This window comes from Alistipes indistinctus YIT 12060 (assembly GCF_025144995.1).
Classification (GTDB): domain Bacteria; phylum Bacteroidota; class Bacteroidia; order Bacteroidales; family Rikenellaceae; genus Alistipes_A; species Alistipes_A indistinctus.
Window position 1 is genome coordinate 20,989 of the sequence record NZ_CP102250.1, and the last position, 24,379, is coordinate 45,367.

Consider the following 24,379-nt stretch of genomic DNA (forward strand, 5'->3'; position numbering starts at 1 on the left):
AGTAGTGATTTAATTAAGGTTGTATTGATGTTTTAATTGTCTTTCCCGGACGGGATGTTTCATTGGCCCACCTTTTACGAGCCACGCAAATTTAGGTAAATTTTGCCTGAATGGGTCATCTGTCGCCGGATGAAGGGTCAATGTGACAGCAAAATACGTCTTTATACTTAGTGCGTGAAAAATGGCAGAACCGCTTTCTTCGGGAGGATAACAGCCGGATTTTGTCCCGAATCCGGAACCGGGGACGGAGTGTGAAATTTATCCGGCCGCTTTTTTAGGAAAAAAACAATATATGTTTTCCCAACTCGTTAAAATTACATAACTTTGCCCAATCCTTAATTGTGGGGGTGTTTCCCGCTGTCAACAAGGTTGAGCCGGAAAGTCCAGAAAATGAAGATGAAGCATTGTTTCGGTAAATATTTTGCCCTGTTCGTTGCCTTGTGTGCAGTGTCGTGCAGCGGATACAACAAGTTGCTCAAGAGCGACGATCACGAGCAAAAGTACAAAATGGCGCTCGAATACTATGAAAAGGGGAAGTACTCCAAGACCGCGTCGTTGCTCGAAAGCCTGAACCAGGTTTTCGCGGGTACCAACCGGTCGGATACGCTGGCTTACTATTACGGTGCTTCGCTTTACAAACAGGGCGATTTTACGACCAGCGGCGAGATTTTCGACGGCTTTCGCCACCATTACGGACGCAGTCCCTTCCTGGAGGATGTCGAGTATATGTATGCCAAAGGGCTTTATTTTTCCGCTCCGTCCTACAAACGCGACCAGACCAATACGCACAAGGCGATCATGGCTATCGGCGAATACCTGAACCGCTACCCCAACAGTACGAAGAAAGAGTCGCTGATGGAGAACGTGACGGAACTGCAGCAGCGTTTGTATGATAAATCGATGGAGAATGCGAAGCTCTATTACGATATCGGGTATTACAACTCCGCGATCGTGGCCCTGCGCAACGCCATCGAACTTTACCCGGAGACCAACCACCGCGAACTGCTTTCCTACCTGATCGTGCGTTCGCATTACCTTTATGCGAAGAACAGCATTCCGGAAAAGCAGCGCCAGCGTTATATGGACCTGCAGGACGCTTATTACAGTTTCGTGGCTGAATATCCCGAGAGTTCCTACCGCAAGGAGGTAGACAAAATGCAGGAAGAGGCCAAAAAATTCCTGGCCCGTTATAGCGAAAAGGAGCAGGCCAAGGAGGCTGCGGCCGAAGCGAAAAAGGCCCAAACAGAGAAACAGGGCGTTGACGTCCGCGACGAGCATATTCCCGAGCTGAAGCTCAAGCCGCTGGAGACTCCGGAAGGCATGCTGAAGCCGAAAAAGATCAAGCAAAACAACGAATTCAATCTCCAAAACAGCACCATACAAAATGGAAATCAAGAAAAGTAACATTCCCAACAACACCATCACGCGCAAACTGACCGACCTGGATGCGCCGACGGGAAATATCTACGAGTCCGTTGTGGTCATTTCCAAACGGGCCAACCAGATCTCCAGCGAGATCAAGCAGGAGCTGAACCGCAAACTGGCCGATTTCTCGAGCGTGAACGACTCTTTGGAGGAGACTTTCGAGAATCGCGAACAGATCGAGATTTCCAAGTATTACGAGAAACTTCCCAAACCCGCGATTATCGCGACCGAGGAATTTCTCGAGGGAAAGGTTTATTTCCGCGAAAACAACGAGGCAGAAACGCAGCCGCAGGAGGCATAGCGCATACGTCGTCGTATTAACCGCATAATACCTGCCTACCATGCTTGCAGGAAAAAGAATAATTGTCGGAGTGACAGGAAGTATCGCAGCCTATAAGGCTGCGATACTCGTCAGATTGCTTGTCAAAGCGGGGGCCGAGGTGCGGGTGCTGATGACCCCTCTGGCCAAAGAGTTCATTACGCCGCTGACGCTTGCTACGTTGAGCAAGCATCCCATCCTGGTCGAATTTTTCAATCCGGAGAACGGCGAGTGGAACTCGCATGTGAGTCTCGGTGAATGGGCCGACGCCTACCTGATCGCACCGGCTACGGCCAATACGATCGCGAAAATGGCGACCGGTACGGCCGACAACCTACTGCTCACTACTTACCTTTCGGCGCGTTGCCCGGTATTCGTGGCTCCGGCGATGGACCTCGACATGTTCGCCCATCCGGCGACTTGGGGTAATATCGGCACGTTGCGCCGCTACGGCAATCATATTATCGAGCCCGCTTCGGGGGAGCTAGCCAGCGGTCTGGAAGGCAAAGGCCGCATGGAGGAGCCGGAACGGATCGTCGAGGTGCTCAGCGCCTATTTCGGAGGTGAAGAAACGCAGGTTGAAACTACGTTGAAAGGCCGTAAGTTGATGGTGACGGCCGGACCGACGCTCGAACCGATCGATCCGGTGCGCTATATCTCGAACCATTCCTCGGGTAAAATGGGGTACGCCATTGCCGCCGAACTGTCCCGCCGCGGTGCCGAAGTGGTACTCGTCAGCGGGCGTACGGGATTGCCGGTGCCGCAGGGGGTGAAGCGGGTGGATGTCCTGACGGCCGAAGAGATGTACCGGGCGGCAGTCGATACCTTTGCCGGTTGCGACGGAGCGGTGATGTGTGCCGCGGTGGCCGATTACACCCCTGCGGAGGTTGCCGTTACGAAGATCAAAAAGGAGGGTGCCGAGTGGACCCTTACCTTGCGCCAGACGCACGATATTGCAGCCGAATTGGGCTGTGTCAAAGGAGACCGGGTGCTGGTAGGCTTTGCATTGGAAACCGATCACGAACGTGAAAATGCGGTGAAAAAGCTGCAAAAAAAGCATCTCGATTTTATCGTGCTCAATTCGTTGGCCGAGGCCGGAGCCGGGTTTGGTGTCGATACGAACCGCATTACGATCATCGATCGTGAAGGGCATGCCGAAGAGTACGGACTCAAGCCGAAATCCGATGTGGCACGCGATATCGCCGATAAGATTGAAAAATACCTGGATAGATAAACTGTCTGTTAATTTCTGTTTGCGCTATGCTCAAGCGGTTGTCGGTAGAGAATTATGCGTTGATCGATAAGCTCGATATCGCTTTCGCTCCGGGGTTGAACATCATCACCGGCGAAACCGGCGCGGGTAAGTCGATCCTGCTCGGTGCGCTGGGGCTGATCCTCGGTAACCGAGGCGATGTCGCTGCGATTCGCGACGCGCAGCGCAACTGCGTGATCGAAGCAGAATTTGACCTGTCGGGTTACCGGCTTGAAGGGTTGTTCGCCTCGTTCGATATCGACTACGATCAGCAATGCATGATTCGCCGGGTGATCACTCCGGCGGGTAAAAGCCGTGCTTATGTGAACGACCTGCCCGTGCAACTGGCTGCGTTGCGTGCCATCGGCGAACGCTTGATCGACATCCATTCGCAGCATCAGACCCTTTTGCTCGGTGAAAGTCGGTTTCAGACCGCGTTGCTCGACAGCGTGGCGGCGCATGCGCAGTTGTTGGAGCAATACGGCAGCGTTTACGACGAATTGAACCGTACGCAGCGGGAGCGGGACGAATTGCTGCGTCTTGCCGCCGAAAGCGGTAAAGACCGCGAATACATTGCTTACCAGTTGGAGGAGTTACAGGCTGCAAGGCTTGCGGAAGGCGAGCAGGAAGAATTGGAGAGTCTGCTGGATGAACTGAGCCATGCCGTCGAGATCAAGGACAACCTGTTGTATGCGGCACAGGTGCTCGATGGCGATGAGCAGGGCGTGTTGACCCGGCTCAAAGGAATCGAACAGGCGATAGGGCGCTTACAGGGAGTTTATCCCCAGGCCGGGCAATTTTACCAGCGCCTGCACAGTGCGGCGCTTGATCTGAAAGACATTGCTTCTGAAATTACCTCGGAGGGAGACCGCATTGAGGCCGATCCGCTTCGGCAGGAGCAGACCCGGGAGCGGCTCGACCTGATTTATTCGTTGCAGCAGAAACATAAGGTTGATTCGGTGGCAGCCCTGTTGGCTTTGCAGGCCGGATACGAGCAGCGCCTTTCGGGGCTAGACTCTTATGGCTCCCAGGTAGAGGAACTGACACTCCGGATTGAAACTTTGTTGGCGCGTGCAGGGGAACTTGCGGCATCCATTACTGCCGGACGCCGTGCTGCCGGGCCGAAAGTGGAACAGCATGTGACGGGTTTGCTTGTCCAGTTGGGTATGCCGTCGGCACAGTTGCGTATCGAGGTCGCTCCGGCGGGCGAGTTGCGCGCCGATGGCGCCGATCTGATTCGGTTCCTGTTTACGGCTAACCACAACACGTCGCTGCAACCGATCGAGAAGGTGGCTTCGGGCGGCGAGATGTCGCGCCTGATGCTTTCGCTCAAAGCCCTCGTGGCGGCGCATGCGCAGTTGCCAACTATTATTTTCGACGAAATCGATACCGGCGTTTCCGGGGCCATCGCGGACAAAATGGGCGAGATCATTACGAACCTGTCCGGGAGCCTGCAGGTGGTCAATATCACGCACCTGCCTCAGGTGGCCTCGAAAGGCGACCATCATTTCCTCGTGTATAAAGAGGAGACTCCCGAAGGGACGCTGTCCCGCATCCGCAAGCTTTCCTCGGAGGCACGGGTGGCGGAGATTGCCAAAATGCTGAGCGGCTCGGCCGTGACGGCTGCGGCTACGGAACAGGCCCGGTTACTGCTCGGGATGGAAAAATTGTAAGCAGGAGCGAAATAATCGGTCAAATTTCGCTTTTTGCCGTCGGATCGTTTTTTCTTTTCTTTTCGGTGCATTTGTTTGTTATTTAGTTTCTTATAACTATTTTTATTGTTTTTGGTGTCGTATATCTCCCCGCGGCGCACGTTTCTGTTTTTGCATTCCGCATACATTTGCATATCAAGCCGAATTGGTAAAACAGCAACGAAAAGCTTATGAGCGAGAGATTATTTATATTCGATACGACGCTGCGCGATGGCGAACAGGTTCCCGGCTGCCAGCTCAATACGATCGAGAAGATCGAAGTGGCACGCGCGCTGGAAGCGCTGGGGGTCGATGTGATCGAGGCCGGTTTCCCGGTCTCCAGTCCCGGTGATTTCAATTCCGTCCGTGAAATTTCCAAGGCGGTTTCCGCCCCGACAATTTGTGCGCTGACCCGCGCTGTTGAGCGCGATATCGACGTTGCGGCCGACGCGTTGGCGCTGGCCAAACACAAACGGATCCATACCGGTATCGGGGTTTCGCCCGAGCATATCTATTCCAAACTCAAATCGACTCCCGATGCGATCGTCGAACGTGCTGTGGCGGCGGTCAAATATGCAAAAAAATACGTCGAGGATGTCGAATTCTATGCCGAAGACGCCGGGCGCGCCGACGAGGCTTTTCTGGCGCGTGTGGTGGAGGCCGTCATCAAAGCGGGTGCTACGGTGGTGAATATTCCCGATACGACGGGGTATTGTCTGCCGGAACAATACGGTGCGAAGATCAAGTACCTGATGGAGCATGTGGACGGTGTGCACAAGGCGATCCTGTCGACCCACTGCCACAACGACCTGGGCATGGCGACGGCCAATACTCTGTCCGGTGTGATCAACGGTGCCCGCCAGGTCGAAGTAACGATCAACGGTATCGGCGAACGTGCCGGCAATACCTCTCTCGAAGAGGTCGTAATGGCCCTGCGTTGCCACAAACATCTCGGTATCGACACCGGTATCAATTCGAAAGGACTCACCTCGGTCAGCCGTCTGGTGTCGAGCCTGATGAATATGCCGGTGCAGGCCAACAAAGCGATCGTTGGCCGCAATGCGTTTGCGCATTCGTCGGGCATTCACCAGGACGGAGTGCTCAAGGATCGGGGCAACTATGAAATTATCGACCCGAAAGACGTGGGTCTCGACGAATCGGTCATTGCGCTGACTGCCCGCAGCGGCCGCGCCGCGCTGCATCACCGGCTCGACCTGCTCGGGATCAAACTGGAGCAGCACGAGCTTGACGAAGTGTATGAAAAATTCCTCGTACTGGCCGATAAGAAAAAGGATGTTCGCGATGACGATTTGCTCTATCTAGTGGGCGATACGACCGGAGAGAAAGTGCAGAAACATTTGAAATTGAAATATCTTCAGATTCTTTCGGGAACGCTCGTGCCGACGGCTACCGTCATCGTCGAAATCGGAGGGATGGAGCGAACGGCTACCAGTACCGGTAACGGTCCGATCGATGCTGCCGTCCGGGCGATCAAATCGCTTATCCAGGAAAAAGTGTTGATCACGGAGTTTCTGATTCAGGCGATGAACCGCGGCAGCGACGATGTGGGGCGCGTGCACATGCGCGTTTGCAACGGAGAGAATTGCATGCACGGTTTTTCGGCCCACACCGATACGGTGCGTGCATCGGTCGAGGCTTTCGTCGATGCGCTGAACCTGTTGGGAGTCACCGGAAAAAAAGAAGAGTAGTAACAAGTGAAATAACAATGTTTTATGGGAAAGACTTTATTTGACAAAGTGTGGGACGCGCACGTCGTCCGTGAACTGGACGGAGGCCGGAGCGTACTCTATATCGACCGCCACTACATCCATGAGGTGACCTCTCCGGTGGCTTTCCTCGGCCTGAAAAACAGGGGGCTCAAGGTGGCTCGTCCTGCTCAAACCACGGGTACGCCGGACCACAACGTGCCGACCGTCGACCAACACCTGCCGGTAGCAGAGGAGCAGAGCCGCAACCAGCTCGATTCATTCCGCCGCAATTGCGAAGAGAACGGTATCGAATATTTCCCGTTAGGCAATCCCGGGCACGGTATTGTACATATTATCGGCCCGGAGCAGGGATTTACCCAGCCGGGCATGACGATCGTCTGCGGTGACAGCCATACCTCTACGCACGGTGCCTTCGGTGCCGTGGCTTTCGGTATCGGGACCTCTGAGGTCGAAATGGTGTTCGCTTCGCAGTGCATTTTGCAGCCGAAACCCAAGACGATGCGCATTACCGTAAACGGCAAGCGCAAGGCGGGCGTGACGGCGAAGGACATTATCCTTTATGTCATTTCTAAAATTTCCGCATCGGGCGGTACCGGGCATTTTATCGAATTTGCCGGGGAGGCGATCCGGGACCTGTCGATGGAGGAACGCATGACGGTCTGCAACATGAGTATCGAGTGCGGCGCCCGCGGCGGCATGATCGCTCCGGACCAGACTACTTTCGATTATGTGAAGGGACGCAAGCGCGCTCCTCAGGGGACGGACTTCGATAAAGCCGTCGGGCGGTGGAAACAGCTCTATTCCGATCCCGATGCCCGTTTCGATACCGAATATACGTTCGATGCGGCCGATATCGAACCGATGATCACCTTCGGTACCAATCCCGGTATGGGGGTGGCTGTGACGGCTGAAGTGCCTTCGGATACGGGTCTCAGCGGCAGTGACAGGGTCAGCTTCGGCAAGGCTTTGGATTACATGGGTTTCCGTAGTGGCGAACCGATGCTCGGCAAGAAAATCGACTACGTGTTCCTCGGTAGCTGTACGAACGGCCGTATCGAAGATTTCCGCCAGTTCGCAGCGGCGGTCAAGGGACGCAAGAAAGCCCCGCATGTGACCGCCTGGCTCGTCCCGGGGTCGAAACAGGTCGAGGCGCAGGCTAAGGCTGAAGGTCTCGACAAAATTCTGGCGGATGCCGGTTTCGTACTGCGCCAGCCGGGATGTTCGGCCTGCCTGGCGATGAATGCCGACAAGATTCCCGCAGGTAAGTACAGCGTTTCGACCTCCAACCGCAATTTCGAGGGGCGCCAGGGGCCCGGTGCCCGTACGATGCTGGCCGGTCCGCTGGTAGCGGCTGCGGCGGCTGTGACGGGTTGTATCGCCGATCCGCGTGAAGTGTTTGGTCTGTAAACGAAGTTTCAACAGAAAACGAAAAAGAGTAAAGTTATGTCTATACCGAAATTCACCAAGCTGGTTACTACGGCTGTACCGCTGCCGATCGAAAACGTCGATACCGACCAGATTATTCCGGCCCGTTTCCTCAAAGCAGTTGAACGCAAAGGGTTTGGCGACAACCTGTTCCGCGATTGGCGTTATGATAAGGCGGGGAAGCCCGTAGCCGGTTTTCCGCTGAACGATTCCCGTTTCGGCGGCGATATCCTCGTAGCGGCCAAAAACTTCGGCTGCGGTTCCTCGCGCGAGCATGCCGCATGGGCCATTTTCGACTATGGTTTCAAGGTGGTCGTGTCGAGTTTCTTTGCCGATATTTTCCGGAATAATGCACTAAATAACGGGTTATTGCCCATCCGGGTCGACGAGGCGTTCCTCACGGCTGTCTTTGCGGCGATCGAGGCCGATCCGGCTGCGAAGTTCGAGGTCGATCTCGACAAACAGACCTTTACGATTTGCGCGACGGGGGAGACTGCGGCTTTCGAAATTGACGGCTATAAAAAGGAGTGCCTGCTCAACGGTTACGACGATGTCGATTACCTGCTGAGCATCCGCCCCGAGATTGACCGGTTCGAGGCGGAGAAAAACTGACTGTCCGGCTTTTCTCCGGACTGTGCTGCACAGAAGAGCAGGGCGGTCGGGAGCGTTGTTTTTTGCACCACTTAATTTTGTTGCCTGCCTATGATCGAGATAATGGATACCACTCTGCGGGACGGCGAACAGACCTCCGGGGTTTCGTTCACCGTCCGTGAGAAGTTGAGCATCGCCAAACTGTTGCTCGACGAATTGCATGTAGACCGGATCGAGATCGCGTCGGCCCGGGTCTCCGAGGGAGAGGCCGAAAGTACCCGCCTGATTGCCGCATGGGCCCGGGAGCAGGGGTTTATCGACCGGATCGAAGTGCTGGGATTCGTCGACGGGGGAGTGTCGCTCGATTGGATCGCATCGTCCGGGTGCCGGGTGGTGAACCTGCTCGCCAAAGGATCGCTCAAGCATTGTACTTACCAGTTACGCAAGACTCCGCAGCAGCATGTGGAGGATATCCGCACGACGATTGCGCAGGCTACGGGGATGGGCATTGCGGTGAACCTTTATCTGGAAGATTGGTCCAACGGTATGATCCATTCGCCGCAATACGTGTTCGATATGATGGATGCCCTGAGCTGTGGACCGATCCGACGTTTCATGATTCCCGATACGCTGGGGATCCTCAATCCCGACAATACGTATGCTTTTTGCTGCGAGATGATCCGGCGTTATCCGGATGTCCGGTTCGATTTCCATGCGCACAACGATTATGACCTGGCGGTCGCCAATGTGATGGCGGCGGTAAAAGCGGGAGTACACGGCATTCATACGACCATCAACGGTCTCGGCGAGCGGGCGGGCAATGCGCCGCTGTCGAGCGTGATTGCCGTACTGAACGACCAAATCAAGACGCCGAACGGGGTGGTCGAACGGCGGATCAACCATGTCAGCCGCGTGGTCGAGACCTACACCGGAGTGCACATTCCGGCCAACAAGCCTGTCGTGGGCGAGAATGTTTTTACGCAGTGCGCCGGGATTCATGCCGACGGCGACAACAAGGACAATCTCTATTACAACGACCTGTTGCCGGAGCGTTTCGGGCGGGTGCGCGAGTATGCGCTCGGTAAGATGTCGGGCAAGGCCAATATCCGCAAAAACCTCGACGCATTGGGCATCGACCTGGATGAAGAGTCGATGCGCAAGGTAACCGAACGGATTATCGAATTGGGTGATAAGAAACAGACGGTTACCTCGGATGACCTGCCTTATATTATCGCCGATATCCTGCGGCAGGATGTGCAGGAAACCCGAGTACATATCCTCAATTACAACCTTTCGCTCGGTCAGGGACTCCATCCGGTGGCGACGCTTAAAATCCGCATCAACGATGCCGATTACGAAGAGACAGCTTCGGGAGATGGCCAGTACGATGCCTTTATGAAGGCATTGCGCAAAATTTACAAAGGACAGTTGGGGCGCGACTTCCCGATGCTGACCAACTATTCCGTGACGATTCCGCCCGGCGGCCGTACCGATGCATTCGTGCAGACCTTCATTAGCTGGGAATACCGTGGGCAGAGTTTTAAAACCCGCGGATTGGATGCAGACCAGACGGAGGCCGCGATCAAGGCGACCCTCAAGATGCTCAATAAGATCGAAAACATGCAGTAGCGCGATGGCCCGTTGGTGAGATTAGGACTGGGTTGCGGTTATATGACACGCGGAGCGCTTAGTATCCCAGTACCCGCATCATCGAACGGTAGCTTTGCTCTTTGGCGAACAGGCGCGTGTAGTATTCGTTGTCGTCCTTGTCGCGGTCGATGATGATGTGTTTCGGTGCGGGGATCAGGCAGTGCTGGATACCTCCGTAGCCGCCCAGCGATTCCTGGTAGGCGCCCGTGTGGAAGAAGCCGATGTATTGGGTTTCATCGACCAATTTGGGCAGGAAGATCGCATTCGAGTGGGATTCGCCGTTGTAGAAATCTTCGCTGTCGCAGGTGAGCCCCCCGAGGAATACGCGTTGGTACTCCAAATCCCAATGGTTGATGGCCAGCAGGATGTAGCGCTGTTTAATGCCCCATATGTCGGGCAGCGTGGTCATGAACGAACTGTCGATCATGTACCACCGCTCGCGGTCGTTCTGCTGCTTCTGGTTGATGATCGAGAAGAGCGTGGCGCCGCTTTCGCCCACGGTAAACGATCCGAATTCGGTAAAAATGTTCGGTTCGGGGATTCCGGATTGTTCGCAGAAGTGCTTGATCTGGGATACGATTTCTTCGGCCATATACTCGTAATCGTAATCGAACGCGAGCGAGTTTTTGATCGGAAAGCCGCCGCCGATATTCAACGAATCGAGTTCGGGGCAGATCTTCTTCAATTCGTAATAGATACCGAGGCACTTGTTCAACTCGTTCCAGTAATAGGCTGTATCTTTGATGCCGGTGTTGATGAAAAAGTGCAGCATCTTCAGCTTGAACTTCTTGTTCGTTTTGATCCGGGTTTGGTAGAACTCGATGATGTCGTTGTAGCGGATGCCGAGCCGCGAGGTGTAGAAATCGAATTTCGGCTCCTCTTCGGATGCGATGCGGATACCGATCTGGCACGGTTTGTTGATTGCGTCGTCGAGCAGGTTCAGTTCGCGTTTGTTGTCGAGAATCGGAATGGTGTTCTCGAAGCCGTTGTTGACCAGCGACGCTATATTTTCGACATATTGCGGCCGTTTGAACCCGTTGCAGACGATGTAGATATTTTTGTCGATAATCCCGCCGTCGTACAATGCGTTGATGATGTGGATGTCGTAAGCCGAAGAGGTCTCGAGGTGGATATCGTTCTTGAGCGCCTCTTCCAGTACGAATGAGAAATGCGAACTTTTCGTGCAGTAGCAATAGTTATAAGAACCCTGGTAGTCGACCTTCGCCATTGCTACGTTGAACAGTCGCTTGGCCCGTTGGATCTGTGAGGTGATTTTCGGCAAATAGGTAACTTTGAGCGGCGTGCCGTACTGTTTGATGATATCCATCAGCGGAATATCATGGAAGTTGAGTTCGTTATCCTGTACGGAGAATTCGTCCTGCGGAAACTCGAACGTTTGCTCGATAAGGTCGATGTACTTGTTTTTCATCTTTAGTCGATGTCGGTATTGTTTACAATCCGTCTTTGCTACTTGTCCTGAAAAATGTCAAAGTAGCTAAGTTACTTTGTCTGGACTTTTGCCCTGCAAAGGAGGTAAAAGTTTTTTGGAAAAACAACGTTTGGAGGCGATATGTTCGTATTTCGGGTCGTTTTTCTCGTTTCGTTGCCGTCCGGAATTCGATTCCGGGTTTCTCACAGCTCCCGGTTTTATGTTGAAATGGGGTGTAGAGCGAAGATTGCCGGGGCACTTCCGTGCTTTGGCAGTTCTTTTGCAGAAATTTACACAAGTTAAGTATTGGCGGGATTTGCGGAGAAGATTTTCGGATGCTGAGTTTTTCGCGCGCGCGTTTGTATCTGTAGGGAAAAAAGAGTACTTTTGACACACCTGATATCGTTTTGCGGGGCGTTCAAGTATCGCCGGAACGCAGAGGTCGGTTTTTTTCCGAAATATGTTGCATTTTATAGATACTATACCAGCAAAATTATGGTTAATAGAATCATTGCCGATTACCTGAAGGCCGGGAAGCGGCTGGTAATCCCACAGTTCGGGGCATTCATTCACAAGGACACCGATGGCGGGGTCGTTTTTGTCCCTTTTCTCAAAAAAGATGACGGTGTACTGGCCACGCAGCTCAGCACTACCTACGGCCTGAGTAGCGAGGAGGCTTACGGGGTGATCACCGAATATATCGCACAGGTCCAGCGCAGCGTCACCGACCGCGGCAGTTTTGTCGTCGAAGGGGTGGGGCGGCTGCGGATCGACTCGAACGGCGTATGCTATTTGGAAGCTGATAACCGTGCTGGAGATACTCAGCCACAAAATGCCTCCATGCCGAAACCGGTTGTCCAGACGCCTGCTCAGCCCTCCGCCCGGCAGTCGGCACCGGTACCCGGTGCTACTGCACAAAGCCCTGCGGTGCAAAATGCCTCAGTCCAACCTGCGCGAACCCAACCGGTCCCGGCCCAATGTCCGCCGCCGGTACAGCAGCGTCCTGCCTCACCGGGCCCTCAGCAGTCCCCGCAGTTTCAACAACCCCAGCCCCAACAACCCCGTCAGGCTATGCCCGGGCAGCGTCCTGTTCAGCCCTCGGGCAATATCCCGCCCCGTCCGGCCGTTTACCAGCAGCCCGTTCAGCAGGGAGGGCGTCCGCAACCGGGATGTCCGCAGTCTCAGGGCCAGCCGGTGCAACCTCAGCAACCGGTACAGTCCCCTGTGCCGCATCCGGGGCAACAAACCTACGGCGGAGCTCCGCAGTATGCCCCGCAAGGCGCCGGGAGACCTGTGTCTCCGCATCCGGTAGGGGCTGGAATGCCGGTTCAGCAAAAAGGAACCGATAAGTTCCTGGTGGTAGCGATCCTTGCGGCGGTTATTGCGCTGGGAGCGATCATTTACGGAGTGATCACCTCGTCGGCAGGTACGCCGAAGATAGATCCGATGGAACTGCCTTCCCACCAGCGTCCGGCGGTCCTCGATTCGATCCAGAAGCAGGACTCGATCCGGGCCGCCGAGGAGGCTGCGAAAGCTGCGAAAACGGCACCCAAACCTAAACGGTAAGTTCCGGAGGCATGTCGATGGATTTAACAACACTCAAGCAACGTTTCGGCATTATCGGCAACAACGAAGCGCTTAACGAGGCTCTCGAAGTGGCGATGCGCGTGGCACCGACCGACCTTTCAGTGCTGATTACCGGCGAAAGCGGTGTCGGGAAAGAGGTTTTTCCGCAGATTATCCATGCCAACAGTTCCCGGAAACACGGCAATTACATTGCAGTGAATTGCGGTGCTATCCCTGAAGGTACGATCGATTCCGAATTGTTCGGGCATGAAAAGGGCGCTTTTACCGGCGCTTCGGAGAGCCGCAAAGGGTATTTCGAGGAGGCCAACGGAGGAACTATTTTCCTCGACGAAGTGGCCGAACTGCCGCATACGACGCAAGTGCGCCTGCTGCGTGTCCTGCAGGCGGGTGAATATATCCGCGTCGGCTCGTCGAAGGCACAGAAGACCAATGTCAGGGTCGTAGCCGCGACGAATGTCGACCTGCGCGAGGCCGTCCGGCAGGGGCGTTTTCGCGAAGACCTATATTACCGGCTCAATACGGTTCCCATTTCGGTCCCGCCGTTGCGGGACCGTAAGGGTGATATCTACCTGTTGTTCCGTAAATTTGCGGCAGATGTCGCGTTGTTGTACCGCATGCCTGCTATTTCGCTTGATGAGGGTGCGCGAGGTATGCTCGAAACCTATCCGTGGCCGGGGAATATCCGGCAGTTGAAGAATGTGGCCGAGCAGATCTCCGCAGTCGAGGAATCGCGCTCCATTACCGCCGATATCCTGAGAAAATACCTTCCCGATTATGCTCCGGCTTCCGTTCCGGTAGTCCGGGGGCAGGCACAGGGAGAACTCAATGAAGAGCGCGAGTTGCTTTACAAAGTGTTGTTCGACCTGCGCAGCGATATGAGCGACCTGAAAAGAATGGTTTCAGAATTGATCGCCGAGCGTAATTATGAACGCAAAAGCGATATTACAGCCTTGCTCCCGCGCAACCTGCCTGCTCCGATTCCCGCTCCGGCGGTGCATCCGGCCCCCGTCGCCTACGACGAATATGCCGATACGGAAGAGGTGATGGACGAATCTGCCCCGCACGAAGGCATGACTAAAGAACAGATGTTGCGGGAATCGATTATCAAGGCGCTTCGCCGCCATGGCGGCAAACGGCGCGAAGCGGCCAAAGACCTGTTTATTTCCGAGCGAACGCTTTACCGTAAAATCAAAGAGTTGGGAATCGATGAATATTAAATCGAGGTATTTCAAATCCAAAATCGCCGTTATAGTTGCGGCGCTGGCCTGCCCGCTGCTGTTCGAGGGCTGTTCGGTCAAGTATTCGCTTTCCGGAGCATCGATCGCTCCCGAGATACAGACCGTCTCGATCGCCCGTTTCCCGAACAACGCCCTGTTGGTGGCCCCGATTCTCAGTTCGACGCTGACCGATGCACTCCAGGACCGGTTTACGCGTCAAACCCGTTTGGCCGTGGTCCCGGAAAACGGAGACCTGCGTTTCGAGGGCGAGATTACGAATTACACCTCGACCCCCGCGGCTGTTTCGGGTGAAGAGATGGCCGTGATGAACCGTCTGACGATCACCGTGCGCGTACGTTTTACCAATGCGTTCCAGCCGGAGTTTAATTATGACAAGACCTTCTCCGCCTTTTCCGATTATTCCAGCTCACGGCTGCTGCAGGAGGCGGAGCCCACACTGATTCCGGAGATCGTCGATCAGTTGGTCGAGAATATCTTTAACGATGCCGTATCGAACTGGTAATCATGGAAGTTTTCCTGCAATATCTGGAACGGCCTGACATTGCGGCTGCGCCGACCGAGGAGTACCTCCGGACGTTGCTGAAACGTTATCCGTGGTTCACTACCGCACGGCTCATGCTTTCTCGCATCAGCGGGAAGGTCGATCCGGCGCTGTCGCTGTATTTGGCGACACGTCCCGCACCCGGGTTGCTGCTCCGTTCGTCCGGGGCATCGGGTATTTCGCCCGTTGTCGGGACACAGGGCCCCCCTTCCGATGCTGTGGGTCCGGATGTGGATGAAGGTGCGGCTTCGGTCGCGGGATCCGTGGCTATGGCGGACGCCTCCGGTATGACCGGGGAAGCGGTAACCGGCAGCCCGACATTTGAAGTGATCGACCGTTTTTTGGCCAGTGAATGCGGGCGGATCGTTCCGCGCGAAGGGATTCCGGAGGGGGATATTGCGGCCGGCTCGGCAGTCATCGACGAGGAGCTGGCTACCGAAGAGCTGGCCGAGATTTATCTGGCTCAGGGGCTTAACGACCGCGCCAGAGCGATATATGCCAAATTAAGTTTGCTATATCCGGAAAAAAGTGTTTATTTTGCCACAATTATCGCCCGGATTGACGGAAACGGAGCGGATAATTCATGAATTTGTAATCGTTTAAACCAATATCGGGATGTATATTTTTTTCATTGTGTTGATTCTGATCGCAAGTATCCTGCTGATACTTGCAGTGTTGGCCCAAAGTCCCAAGAGCGGGATGGCCGCCAATTTCGGAGCGTCTAATCAGGTCATGGGCGTGCGCCAGACTTCCGACTTCCTTGAAAAGTTTACTTGGGGGTTGGCTATTGCGATTTTTGTGCTGAGTCTCGGTGCTACGATGACGATGCCGTCGGCAAACATTGCCAACAGCAAGAGTGCCGTTGAGAAAGCCCTCGAACAAGCTGTCGAAGGTAATCAGAACCTGCTGCCTTCTGCCCAGCCGACGCAAAACGACGCAGCGCAGCAACCCCAGCCGGTAGCTCCTGCCGAGTAACCAGGAAAAAGTTAAGCGGAGTTTACCCGCATGGTATTATAGTAAAAGGACTTCCTCTGGAAGTCCTTTTGTCGTTTGGGATGGTTTACCGGGCATCGTTTGGGCGGTCAACCTGATTTATCTGCCTTGTGACGGTCCGGTCTCGATATCGTATATATACAGCGTCGCTTTGTCGTCGTCTTCCGGGACGAAATAGGCCCGCAGGCCGGTCGGAGTCGATTCGACCGCGCAGGGGTTGTTTGTCATGACGCCTCCCGACGGTAACCATATCCGGACCGGGATTTGGCGCACGGGACGGTTGTCCCGCAAATCGAATATTTCCCATCCGCCCAAACGCAGATCGCCTGCCGGGGTGCGAAATCCTTGCAGGCCCGATCCCAGCATCAGGTAGTCGCCGAGATACTGTCCATCCTGAAAGGCGACATAGAATGAGGGGTTTTCGACTGCTAGCTCTTTCGGTGCGACGTCCGCATTGGTGACGGATCCTTGCCCGTCGAGCGTCCAGTGATAAAAGTCGCGGGCATCCCAGTTCATGCCCACCAGCGTACGGTCGTCGGTGTTGCAAACGATGGCCCCGATCGAGTCGTCGTAGTCGAACACTTCGGTCGCGGTCATCGTCAGCGGATCGATTTTGTAAATGATCGAATAGCTGTGCGGCAGGTATTCGGTCACCGGTACCCACAGATAGCGCCCGTCGTAATCCATGCCGCCCGGGTGGTAGGCATGCCCCCGGCCGATGGGCAGATCGGCCAGCAGCCGTCCTTCGCTGTCGAACTTGAAGATATGTCCTTTGCCTTCGCCCTTGTCGCGTTCCGCTCCCGATACATTTCCACCGGGATTGTGCGGCCAACGGATGACCTCTACAGTCGACAGGTAGTAGCAATCTCCGATCTTGACGAGTCCTTGGGTATGGTGTGCATTGAACCGTAATTTGACCGAATCGACCGCTCGCCACGGTGTTTTGGCGGTCAGGGCCAGCATTTTTGCCGCCAATGGCGTGCGGTTACCCGGAGCGGGATTGTTCCGGGGTGTCCCGGTTGCCGACACGAAGGCGCAGCACAAAAGCATGAAGGATATCAGATTTCTTTTCATTGTCCTGGGGTTGTAAGGGCAAAGATAGGATTTTCTGTCTTAGAGACCGATCCCAGAGTGTCCTGAAATAAGGATTATTTGATTTAGGAATCGTTTGGCGTGCGAATTAGTCTGAATGTAGTATTAAAGTAAGCTATTTTTACTATTTTAGTGAATGAATTATCCGCTGATCCAACCGAACCCGTCCGGCCCGGAGCCGGCATGAACGATGAGAGGCTTCCTGTCCGTTTTGTTGTTTGTCATGGTGCCGTCCTGGCTGTTCGCGCAGGGCGGTGTGACTACGACCGACGATTACGATGCGGGAGCCCGCAGTCCGGAATTGTTTCAACCCGGCGAGGAGGCTGAAGCCTTGCTGCTGATGCCGTTGCAGGCTTATCCTTCCGCATTTTCGTCGTTGTCGGATTTCAACTTTTCATTCGTGCGTTACAACCGTCGGGGATACGATTCCCGTTACAGTATGCTGGCCGTGGACGGTATTGCGCTGGACGATCCGTTGACGGGCAACCAGCATTGGAATGTGCTCAATGCCGTGACCAATGCTCCGGGACCGTTATTTCTGGCGGAAGGGGGTGCGCCAGGAGAGCGTATGCTGGGATTGTCCGGCGGGATTCGTGAGTATGGCCGCCTGGCCGGCGAACAACCGAAACGGGCGTATGCCGGTGCGATGTTTACCGACCGCCGTTTCCGCGGCGGGGCGCGGATGGGCGCCGCTACCGGATGGATGAAAGGCGGGTGGGCGGTGTCGTTTTCGGGGTCGCGCCGCTGGGGGCGCGATACGCATATAGACGGTGTGTACAGCGACAATTGGACGGTTTACGGTTCGGTCGCCAGGAAGGTCGGTCCGAAGCACGTCCTATCGGCAGCCTTCCTAATGGCTCCGTCCGATCAGGGCGTGCGAGGAGCCGCCACTTTGGAGGCCTTCGGATTGACGGATGACCCGCTTTACAATCCCTATTGGGGTTATCAGGACGGCCGTATCCGTTCGTCGCGTACGCGTAAGTCGCAGCAGCCGTTGGCGCTGCTGGCGTGGGACTTCACCCTGAACGACGATTTTCGTTTGCAGACGACCTTTTCCTATCTGGGAGGCGAAAGCTGTTATTCGGCCCTCGATTGGCACAGCGCGTCGAATCCGATGCCCGATTATTACCGGTATATGCCGGGGTATGCCGCGAATCCGGAGGTTGCCGCAGCAGTGCGTGAAGCTTGGGAAAGCCGTGATCCTGGCGTTACGCAGGTGAATTGGGACGAACTCTATTACGTCAACTGTCACGGGACCGCCACACCGGCTTCGTATGCGGTAGGGGGCGCCGTTACTGCGAACCGCTGTTTCCAGTTCGTTTCGTCGTTCGAGTATCGGATGAGCGGCCTGAACCGGTTGCGGGGCGGCGTTCAAATCCGTAACGACCGTACGTCCCGTTACCAAAGGCTCGAAGATTTGCTGGGCGGGGATTACCTGCTCAACGTCGACTCTTACCTGATCGACGACGAATATTACGGCGATAAGATACAGAACGACTTACAGCATCCGAACCGGCGGGTCGGGGTGGGCGAGCGTTACGGCTATGATTACGATTTGGATTACAGTTCATACGGAGCGTGGGTGCTGGCCGATCTGCACAGCGCGCGCGAAGCCGGATTGTACGGTTATGTGGGCGGCCGGGCTGCGCAGGTGTCGTTTTACCGGGACGGCCGCTACGAGAAGGAGCTGTTTCCCGGCGGCCGGTCGCTGGGCCGTTCCGACCGGTTGAGTTTTACTGAGTACCTGCTCAAAGGCGGTATCGGGTACATGTTTACCCCGTCCCATTCGATAGAGGTGCGTGTGGCCTATGGAGATGTGGCACCCGTGGCGGATGCGGTCTTTCTGGCGCCGGAGTACCAGAACCGGACTATTGCGGACCCGCGTCCGGTCAACCTGCTTTCGGGGGAGGTTTGCTACCGGTTGTCGTTGCGGTCGGTCGAAATCGGGTTGAGCGGCTATGTCACGACCACACGCGGCGAAAGCGATGTGCGGCACTACTACGACGATCTCGCGGGCGAGTTTTCGAATATGGAGTTGAGCGCCATAGACAAGCTTTATGTCGGGGCCGAGCTGGGCGTGACGGTTCGTCTCACCGACCGCTGGAGCCTGCGCGGTGCGGCGGCTTTCAGCGACAATACCTACCTGAGCGATCCTGCGGCCGATATTTATGCCGACCGTGACAACCGTCCGGTTGCGGTGGGTGCGACCGCTTACCTCAAAGGCTACAAGTTAGGCGGATCGCCTCAGACCGTGGCCTCCGGCGAGCTGCGCTATTCGGGCCGGCGCATGTGGACGGCTGCCGTGTCGGTCAATTACGCCGGGCGCAACTACATCGACATCAGTCCCGTGCGGCGCATGCGCCGGGTGCTGGATTATGCGACCTCGCCCGAGGCGCTGCAAGAGATGACCTCCCAGGAGCAGTTCGGCGATGCGACGACCGTCAACCTTTTTCTGAGCAAGACGTTCCGTCTCGGCAGTCATTACCTCACGCTCAGCGGGTCGGTTAACAACCTCGCTAACCGTCGCCGAATCGTTTACAGCGGGTATGAGCCGTTGCGCATGGTACGTACCGGCAGCGGCCTTGACCGGACGGTGGCTCCGATGGCTTCGCGCTACTATCACGCTTATCCGCGCACCTATTACCTGACCTTAAATTACCGGTTCTGATGCGAAATTGTGGTTTCCATATCCGGTTTACTGCCGGCAGACGGTTCCGTTTGTTGCGTTTGGCAGCAGGAGCGTGGTTGCTGTCCCTGGCGGGTTGCTTTGGGGGATGCGATTATGACCGGTTCGACCCGCCGGAACCGCATCCGGCCGATGTGCCCGTTCCGACGATGAGTATCGCGACGCTCCGCTCGCTTTATAAGGGCGACCCCGTGTCGGTCACCGGCAAACGGAGCGTGGTGGTTTCCGGCAATGTTACGACCTCGGACCGGGAAGGTAACTTTTTCCGAAGTTTCTTTATCGAGGATGAAACGGGAGCGGTAGAGATCCGTGCCGGACTGTACGACCTGCATGCCGTTTACCGGCTCGGGCAGCAGGTGACGGTCGTGGCCGATTCGCTGACGCTCGGCCTGACGGGCGGGGTGTTGCAACTGGGTTTGGCCAGTTCGGCTTACGAGACCGATTACATGGGGCATCGTGTGGTGGTCGATCGCCATGTTTTTCGCAATGAACGCTTCGAGACGGTGACTCCGCGGCCTGTGACTCCTGCCCGTTTGGATGATGAGTGGCTCGGGACGCTGGTCCGTTTCGACGGGATGCGGCTCGACGGCGCAGTCGATACGACCTGGGCGCTCCCTGCTTCGTTGTCGCCGTCGGGAACACCGCAAAACGTCAATCTCAAGTTCCGCTCTTCGCCGTCCGATTCGATTTACGTCTATACGAGCGGATATGCCAATTTTGCGGGCGATCGCGTGCCGACCGCTCCGGTGTCGCTTACCGGTATCCTGATGCAGGGCAAAGTTGGCGGGCGGACCGTTTATCAGGTCAAATTAAGGGATTTGCAGGATGTGGAACAGTAGGAATTATAAGGTGCTGTTAGGTTGTTGCCTCATGCTGGTCGGTGCCGGTTGTGTCGGGAAGACCGAGTTCCATCCCGATACGCCTTCCGGCGGAGGAGGGGAACCGGGCGAGGGAACGGCCGTTGTATCGGTGCGTTACCTCAAAACCGCTTATACGGGTTATCCGACTCCTGTGACCAAAGATTGGGAGGTGCAGGGTGTCGTGACGGCCAATGACCGTTACGGTTCCTTCCCGAATGCGCTGGTCGTGCAGGACGGCACCGGCGGTATTGAGATTAAGGTCTCCGGTGACGAACTTATGCTCGCCTTTCCGATCGGCCAGCGGGTGTCCGTGCGGTGCCAGGGCCTTGTGTTGGGCGGTTACGGAGGCTGGGTAAGTCTGGGGACCGCCTCGGCCAATCCCGTTTACCAGAACGGATTTATTCCGCAGGATGAGATTCCGGTACGGTTGCGCAAACGGGAAGGGATCGAGGCCATGCGGCCGGATACCCTGCGGATCGCAGAACTCGAGGCGGTGCATGTCGGCTGTTTCATAGCTTTCGAAAATGTACAGTTTGTGGATGGAGAACTGGGATCGGCCTGGTGTGATTCCGATGCGGACTCCGACCGGCATCTGGTAGACGAACGAGGCGATACGTTGCTGGTCCGCACCAGCCGTTACGCACGTTTCGCAACCCGTCCGTTGCCGGCGGGGAGCGGTTATTTAGAAGGGATTTTGGGCTGGTTCAACAAAAGTTACCAGTTGCGGGTTATCGATGCGCGGAACGCCGTGATGGATTCACCCCGTTTTATACCCTGTATGGATTCAGATGGTAATGATTGATTTGCCGGTTACCGGTTCTCTTTTTGCAAGGCATCCCACAACATGTCTTTGAGTTGCGGGAGGTGGTAGCCGGTAGCCGACGAGATGAAGAGCGACGGAACGCCTTCGGGAAGTTCTGCGGATAGTGCCTCTTGCAGTTCCTCGTCGAGCAGGTCGGTCTTGGTAATGGCCAACAGGCGCTGTTTGTCCATCAGTTCGGGGTTGTATTGCTGCAATTCGTTCAGCAGGATGCGGTACTCTTCGCGGATGTCCTTCGTATCGGCCGGAATCATGAACAGCAGGATGGAATTGCGCTCGATATGGCGCAGGAAGCGAGTTCCCAATCCTTTGCCTTCGTGCGCGCCCTCGATAATTCCGGGGATATCGGCCATCACGAACGAGCGGTGGTCGCGGTATTCGACGATGCCGAGATTCGGCTCGAGAGTCGTGAACGCGTAATTCGCGATCTTGGGTTTTGCGGCCGACACGGCTGCCAGCAGGGTCGATTTGCCCGCATTCGGGAAGCCGACCAATCCTACGTCAGCCAGGATCTTCAGTTCGAGTATGAACCAGCCTTCGCGGCACTCTTCGCCGGGTTGCGAATAGCGCGGAGCCTGGTTGGTAGCCGACTTGAAATGCCAGTTACCCAAGCCGCCCCGTCCCCCGGGAAGCAGGACGAGTTCCTGTCCGTTTTCGGTGACTTCCCCGACGATTTTGCCCGTTTCTACATCGCGGGCGACCGTTCCCAACGGCACATCGATAATCACATCTTTGCCGTTTTTGCCCGTACTACGGGCTCCGCCACCCGCTTCACCGTTCTCGGCGAAGATATGGCGCTGGTATTTCAGGTGGATCAGCGTCCAGAATTGGCTGTTGCCGCGCAGGATGATACTGCCTCCCTTGCCGCCGTCGCCGCCGTCCGGACCGCCGAATTCGACGAACTTTTCACGCCGGAAATGGCTCGAACCGGAACCGCCGTTCCCGGAACGGCCGAATATCTTGACGTAGTCAACGAAATTGGAAGAGGGCATATGCGTCGGTTTTCTGCTTGAAATTCATCACTGGATGAAAGACAAAGGTAGGAAAATATTTACCTTTGTCCAACTTGTTGTCTAACCGGCCGACTGTTCAAACGCTATGCCGAAACGCGCTCCGCACCGCGTCTCGAAAGAGACGCACCTCAAAGTCATCGTGATCCTGCTGTTGGCAGTGGTCCTGCTGCTGTGGCTCGTGCATTGCGCCGGGCCGAAATCGGTTCGTGAGCAGCGACTTCCCGCGCGCTCCGAAAAGGCCGCTGAAAGGGCCGAAATGTCCGAGAAGGCTGACCGGTCCGATCGGTTTGACCGACAGGACCAGCCGAACCAACCGGGGCACCGTGTGTATGGCACACAACTTGAATTGCCCCTTTACACCGACAGTATGTTTATTGTGCGTCATCCCGAAGCACGTTACACGCTTTGTTACGACACCTCGTACCGGCAAGCGGCCTGGGTCGCCTACCTGCTGACCCGTTCCGAGGTCGGTCGCAAGGATGCGGAACGTGCAAATGCGTTCCGGTGCGATCCCGAGGTCGTCCGCCGGGGCTGGCCCACGGCCCGTGACCGGGATTATGCCCGCAGCGGTTACGACCGGGGGCATTTGTTGCCTTCTGCCGACCGTGACGATACGCCTTCGGAAAACCGGGCGACGTTTTACCTGTCGAATGTTTCGCCGCAGTGCGCCGGGCTGAATCGACAGACATGGCGTTTACTCGAGGAGCAGGTGCGGCGATGGGCCGCCGCGTACGATTCGCTGTACGTGGTGACAGGGCCCGAACTGGTGCCCGGATTACCCCGGATCAAGGGAGGAGTAGGGGTTCCCCGGCGCTATTTCAAAGCATTGCTCGTGTGGCACGGAGGACGCTATCACGCGATAGCATTCCTGATCCCGAACCGGGAGCGGGTCGAAGGAGGTTTCGGGGATTATGCGCTGAGTGTGAACGACCTGGAGCGGCAGCTTGGCTATGACCTCTTTTGGCGCCTGCCCGACAGCATCGAAGAGCGGGTCGAAGGGGATCTGGACCGCACTTTCTGGAAATGAGGTCGGAAATGCGTTTTTCCGGACACGGCTGTGAATTGTGGCGGATACGTAACTAAGTAGCGAATGGGAAAACAAATCGGAAAAATAAACTGTATAAAAACGATTCTGAAAAACAAGGTGAATTATGCATAAATCGGGTTTTGTCAACATCATCGGCAACCCCAACGTGGGGAAATCGACGCTGATGAACGCGCTGGTGGGCGAACGCCTTTCCATTATCACTTCCAAGGCGCAGACCACGCGCCACCGGATTCTGGGTATCGTCAATGGCGACGACTTCCAGATCGTCTATTCCGATACGCCGGGTATCCTGAAACCCAATTACAAGCTTCACGAGTCGATGATGAAGGTGGTGCAGGGGGCCCTCAAGGACGCTGACATCATCCTTTACGTCACCGACGTAACCGAGGGTACCGAACATCGGAACGAATTTGTGGACAAGATCCTCCGCAGCGGGATTAAAACAATCCTCGTTATCAATAAAATCGACCTGACGACACCTGACAAACTGGAGCAACTGGTCGATGAGTGGAGGCACATACTGCCCGATGCACTGATCGTCCCGGTATCGGCTGCGCACAATTTCAATATCGGCGGCCTGTTCGACCGTATTCTCGAACTGTTGCCCGAAGGGGAGCCCTTCTACCCGAAAGATGCGCTGACGGATAAGAGCCTGCGTTTTTTTGCATCGGAGATCATTCGTGAGAAGATCCTGCTCAATTACGAGAAGGAGATTCCTTACAGTGTCGAAATTTCGATCGAAGAGTACAAGGAAGAGCCTACGATCGACCGTATTTCAGCTGTGATCTATGTGGCGCGTGACAGTCAAAAGGGTATCCTGATCGGCCATCAGGGCTCACGCCTTAAGAAGGTGGGCTCCGAAGCGCGTGCCGATCTGGAGCAGTTCCTCGGCAAAAAGGTTTTCCTGCAGCTTTTCGTCAAAGTTAACGAGGACTGGCGCAACAGCGACCGTCAACTCAAGCGTTTCGGCTACGAGGAGTAGTTCCCTG

21 protein-coding genes are annotated in these 24,379 nt (G+C 55.6%); 18 read left to right on the plus strand and 3 right to left on the minus strand.

Annotated elements, in window-relative coordinates:
- Positions 1-390 precede the first annotated feature (390 nt).
- The 8 genes from NQ495_RS00075 to NQ495_RS00110 all read left to right on the plus strand — a co-directional run bounded on the left by NQ495_RS00075 (position 391) and on the right by NQ495_RS00110 (position 10,062).
- Positions 391-1,404, plus strand: coding sequence for an outer membrane protein assembly factor BamD (locus tag NQ495_RS00075; protein ID WP_147513090.1), 1,014 nt, complete (start codon positions 391-393; stop codon positions 1,402-1,404).
- Positions 1,385-1,726, plus strand: coding sequence for a DNA-directed RNA polymerase subunit omega (locus tag NQ495_RS00080; RefSeq protein ID WP_009135040.1), 342 nt, complete (start codon positions 1,385-1,387; stop codon positions 1,724-1,726). The genes NQ495_RS00075 and NQ495_RS00080 overlap by 20 nt, the downstream gene beginning before the upstream one ends.
- A gap of 40 nt (positions 1,727-1,766) precedes the next feature.
- Entirely contained in the window at positions 1,767-2,978 is a 1,212-nt protein-coding gene (gene coaBC / locus NQ495_RS00085) for a bifunctional phosphopantothenoylcysteine decarboxylase/phosphopantothenate--cysteine ligase CoaBC (protein WP_009135039.1), read from the plus strand.
- Positions 2,979-3,004: 26 nt separating this feature from the next.
- Complete coding sequence (gene recN / locus NQ495_RS00090) at positions 3,005-4,669, plus strand: DNA repair protein RecN (RefSeq protein WP_009135038.1); 1,665 nt, start codon at positions 3,005-3,007, stop codon at positions 4,667-4,669.
- Positions 4,670-4,878: 209 nt separating this feature from the next.
- Positions 4,879-6,396, plus strand: coding sequence for a 2-isopropylmalate synthase (locus NQ495_RS00095; protein WP_009135036.1), 1,518 nt, complete (start codon positions 4,879-4,881; stop codon positions 6,394-6,396).
- A 24-nt stretch (positions 6,397-6,420) separates the two neighbouring features.
- Positions 6,421-7,824: a 3-isopropylmalate dehydratase large subunit gene (gene leuC / locus NQ495_RS00100; RefSeq protein ID WP_009135035.1), complete on the plus strand. Its 1,404-nt coding sequence runs from the start codon at positions 6,421-6,423 to the stop codon at positions 7,822-7,824.
- A 36-nt stretch (positions 7,825-7,860) separates the two neighbouring features.
- Entirely contained in the window at positions 7,861-8,454 is a 594-nt protein-coding gene (gene leuD, locus NQ495_RS00105) for a 3-isopropylmalate dehydratase small subunit (protein WP_009135034.1), read from the plus strand.
- A 90-nt stretch (positions 8,455-8,544) separates the two neighbouring features.
- Positions 8,545-10,062: an alpha-isopropylmalate synthase regulatory domain-containing protein gene (locus tag NQ495_RS00110; protein WP_009135033.1), complete on the plus strand. Its 1,518-nt coding sequence runs from the start codon at positions 8,545-8,547 to the stop codon at positions 10,060-10,062.
- Positions 10,063-10,120: 58 nt separating this feature from the next.
- On the opposite strand, the gene NQ495_RS00115 is transcribed toward NQ495_RS00110, so the two are convergent.
- A complete protein-coding gene (locus NQ495_RS00115) occupies positions 10,121-11,512 on the minus strand; it encodes a type III PLP-dependent enzyme domain-containing protein (RefSeq protein WP_009135032.1) in 1,392 nt (463 codons plus the stop codon).
- Between the two features lie 495 nt (positions 11,513-12,007).
- Between NQ495_RS00115 and NQ495_RS00120 the strand changes: the two genes are divergently transcribed.
- Genes NQ495_RS00120 through secG form a run of 5 tightly spaced genes read left to right on the plus strand, consistent with a single transcriptional unit; the run spans position 12,008 to position 15,853 of the window.
- Positions 12,008-13,078 carry a hypothetical protein gene (locus NQ495_RS00120; RefSeq protein WP_009135031.1) on the plus strand — a complete coding sequence of 357 codons (1,071 nt, stop codon included), beginning with the start codon at positions 12,008-12,010 and terminating at the stop codon, positions 13,076-13,078.
- A 17-nt stretch (positions 13,079-13,095) separates the two neighbouring features.
- The gene (locus NQ495_RS00125; protein WP_009135030.1) at positions 13,096-14,316 is read left to right on the plus strand and encodes a sigma-54 interaction domain-containing protein; all 1,221 of its coding nucleotides are present in this window, start codon (positions 13,096-13,098) and stop codon (positions 14,314-14,316) included.
- Positions 14,306-14,839 (plus strand): LptE family protein, encoded by a 534-nt coding sequence (locus NQ495_RS00130; protein ID WP_009135029.1) that lies wholly within the window; start codon positions 14,306-14,308, stop codon positions 14,837-14,839. Before NQ495_RS00125 ends, NQ495_RS00130 begins: the two co-directional genes overlap by 11 nt.
- Positions 14,840-14,841: 2 nt before the next feature.
- Complete coding sequence (locus tag NQ495_RS00135; protein WP_009135028.1) at positions 14,842-15,465, plus strand: hypothetical protein; 624 nt, start codon at positions 14,842-14,844, stop codon at positions 15,463-15,465.
- A gap of 28 nt (positions 15,466-15,493) precedes the next feature.
- On the plus strand, positions 15,494-15,853 hold the full coding sequence (secG, locus tag NQ495_RS00140) for a preprotein translocase subunit SecG (protein ID WP_009135027.1): 360 nt from the start codon (positions 15,494-15,496) through the stop codon (positions 15,851-15,853).
- Between the two features lie 117 nt (positions 15,854-15,970).
- Here secG and NQ495_RS00145 read toward each other — a convergent pair whose 3' ends face one another.
- Positions 15,971-16,945 carry a DUF6454 family protein gene (locus NQ495_RS00145; RefSeq protein WP_147513089.1) on the minus strand — a complete coding sequence of 325 codons (975 nt, stop codon included), beginning with the start codon at positions 16,943-16,945 and terminating at the stop codon, positions 15,971-15,973.
- A 208-nt stretch (positions 16,946-17,153) separates the two neighbouring features.
- Here NQ495_RS00145 and NQ495_RS00150 point away from each other — a divergent pair, with 208 nt between their 5' ends.
- From NQ495_RS00150 to NQ495_RS00160, 3 genes are read left to right on the plus strand one after another with little or no spacing between them, the layout of a single operon-like run.
- Complete coding sequence (locus tag NQ495_RS00150) at positions 17,154-19,631, plus strand: TonB-dependent receptor (protein WP_040294632.1); 2,478 nt, start codon at positions 17,154-17,156, stop codon at positions 19,629-19,631.
- A 50-nt stretch (positions 19,632-19,681) separates the two neighbouring features.
- Positions 19,682-20,488 carry a DUF5689 domain-containing protein gene (locus NQ495_RS00155; RefSeq protein WP_187118334.1) on the plus strand — a complete coding sequence of 269 codons (807 nt, stop codon included), beginning with the start codon at positions 19,682-19,684 and terminating at the stop codon, positions 20,486-20,488.
- Positions 20,475-21,311, plus strand: a complete 837-nt coding sequence (locus tag NQ495_RS00160) for a DUF5689 domain-containing protein (RefSeq protein ID WP_147513088.1) — start codon at positions 20,475-20,477, stop codon at positions 21,309-21,311. Before NQ495_RS00155 ends, NQ495_RS00160 begins: the two co-directional genes overlap by 14 nt.
- Before the next feature lie 8 nt (positions 21,312-21,319).
- Here the strand turns inward: NQ495_RS00160 and obgE are convergent, their stop codons facing one another.
- Positions 21,320-22,321, minus strand: a complete 1,002-nt coding sequence (obgE, locus tag NQ495_RS00165; protein WP_009135022.1) for a GTPase ObgE — start codon at positions 22,319-22,321, stop codon at positions 21,320-21,322.
- A 106-nt stretch (positions 22,322-22,427) separates the two neighbouring features.
- Here obgE and NQ495_RS00170 point away from each other — a divergent pair, with 106 nt between their 5' ends.
- Together NQ495_RS00170 and era are read left to right on the plus strand one after the other, a co-directional pair.
- Positions 22,428-23,369, plus strand: a complete 942-nt coding sequence (locus NQ495_RS00170; protein ID WP_009135021.1) for a DNA/RNA non-specific endonuclease — start codon at positions 22,428-22,430, stop codon at positions 23,367-23,369.
- Between the two features lie 124 nt (positions 23,370-23,493).
- Positions 23,494-24,372 carry a GTPase Era gene (era, locus tag NQ495_RS00175; protein ID WP_009135020.1) on the plus strand — a complete coding sequence of 293 codons (879 nt, stop codon included), beginning with the start codon at positions 23,494-23,496 and terminating at the stop codon, positions 24,370-24,372.
- Positions 24,373-24,379 lie beyond the last annotated feature (7 nt).

Excerpts from the sequence above, each read along its gene's own strand:
- NQ495_RS00075 (WP_147513090.1), top strand. The coding sequence starts at position 391 with ATGAAGATGAAGCATTGTTTCGGTAAATATTTTGCCCTGTTCGTTGCC.
- NQ495_RS00080 (WP_009135040.1), top strand. The coding sequence starts at position 1,385 with ATGGAAATCAAGAAAAGTAACATTCCCAACAACACCATCACGCGCAAA.
- coaBC (WP_009135039.1), top strand. The coding sequence starts at position 1,767 with ATGCTTGCAGGAAAAAGAATAATTGTCGGAGTGACAGGAAGTATCGCA.
- recN (WP_009135038.1), top strand. The coding sequence starts at position 3,005 with ATGCTCAAGCGGTTGTCGGTAGAGAATTATGCGTTGATCGATAAGCTC.
- NQ495_RS00095 (WP_009135036.1), top strand. The coding sequence starts at position 4,879 with ATGAGCGAGAGATTATTTATATTCGATACGACGCTGCGCGATGGCGAA.
- leuC (WP_009135035.1), top strand. The coding sequence starts at position 6,421 with ATGGGAAAGACTTTATTTGACAAAGTGTGGGACGCGCACGTCGTCCGT.
- leuD (WP_009135034.1), top strand. The coding sequence starts at position 7,861 with ATGTCTATACCGAAATTCACCAAGCTGGTTACTACGGCTGTACCGCTG.
- NQ495_RS00110 (WP_009135033.1), top strand. The coding sequence starts at position 8,545 with ATGATCGAGATAATGGATACCACTCTGCGGGACGGCGAACAGACCTCC.
- NQ495_RS00115 (WP_009135032.1), bottom strand. The coding sequence starts at position 11,512 with ATGAAAAACAAGTACATCGACCTTATCGAGCAAACGTTCGAGTTTCCG.
- NQ495_RS00120 (WP_009135031.1), top strand. The coding sequence starts at position 12,008 with ATGGTTAATAGAATCATTGCCGATTACCTGAAGGCCGGGAAGCGGCTG.
- NQ495_RS00125 (WP_009135030.1), top strand. The coding sequence starts at position 13,096 with ATGGATTTAACAACACTCAAGCAACGTTTCGGCATTATCGGCAACAAC.
- NQ495_RS00130 (WP_009135029.1), top strand. The coding sequence starts at position 14,306 with ATGAATATTAAATCGAGGTATTTCAAATCCAAAATCGCCGTTATAGTT.
- NQ495_RS00135 (WP_009135028.1), top strand. The coding sequence starts at position 14,842 with ATGGAAGTTTTCCTGCAATATCTGGAACGGCCTGACATTGCGGCTGCG.
- secG (WP_009135027.1), top strand. The coding sequence starts at position 15,494 with ATGTATATTTTTTTCATTGTGTTGATTCTGATCGCAAGTATCCTGCTG.
- NQ495_RS00145 (WP_147513089.1), bottom strand. The coding sequence starts at position 16,945 with ATGAAAAGAAATCTGATATCCTTCATGCTTTTGTGCTGCGCCTTCGTG.
- NQ495_RS00150 (WP_040294632.1), top strand. The coding sequence starts at position 17,154 with ATGAGAGGCTTCCTGTCCGTTTTGTTGTTTGTCATGGTGCCGTCCTGG.
- NQ495_RS00160 (WP_147513088.1), top strand. The coding sequence starts at position 20,475 with ATGTGGAACAGTAGGAATTATAAGGTGCTGTTAGGTTGTTGCCTCATG.
- obgE (WP_009135022.1), bottom strand. The coding sequence starts at position 22,321 with ATGCCCTCTTCCAATTTCGTTGACTACGTCAAGATATTCGGCCGTTCC.
- NQ495_RS00170 (WP_009135021.1), top strand. The coding sequence starts at position 22,428 with ATGCCGAAACGCGCTCCGCACCGCGTCTCGAAAGAGACGCACCTCAAA.
- era (WP_009135020.1), top strand. The coding sequence starts at position 23,494 with ATGCATAAATCGGGTTTTGTCAACATCATCGGCAACCCCAACGTGGGG.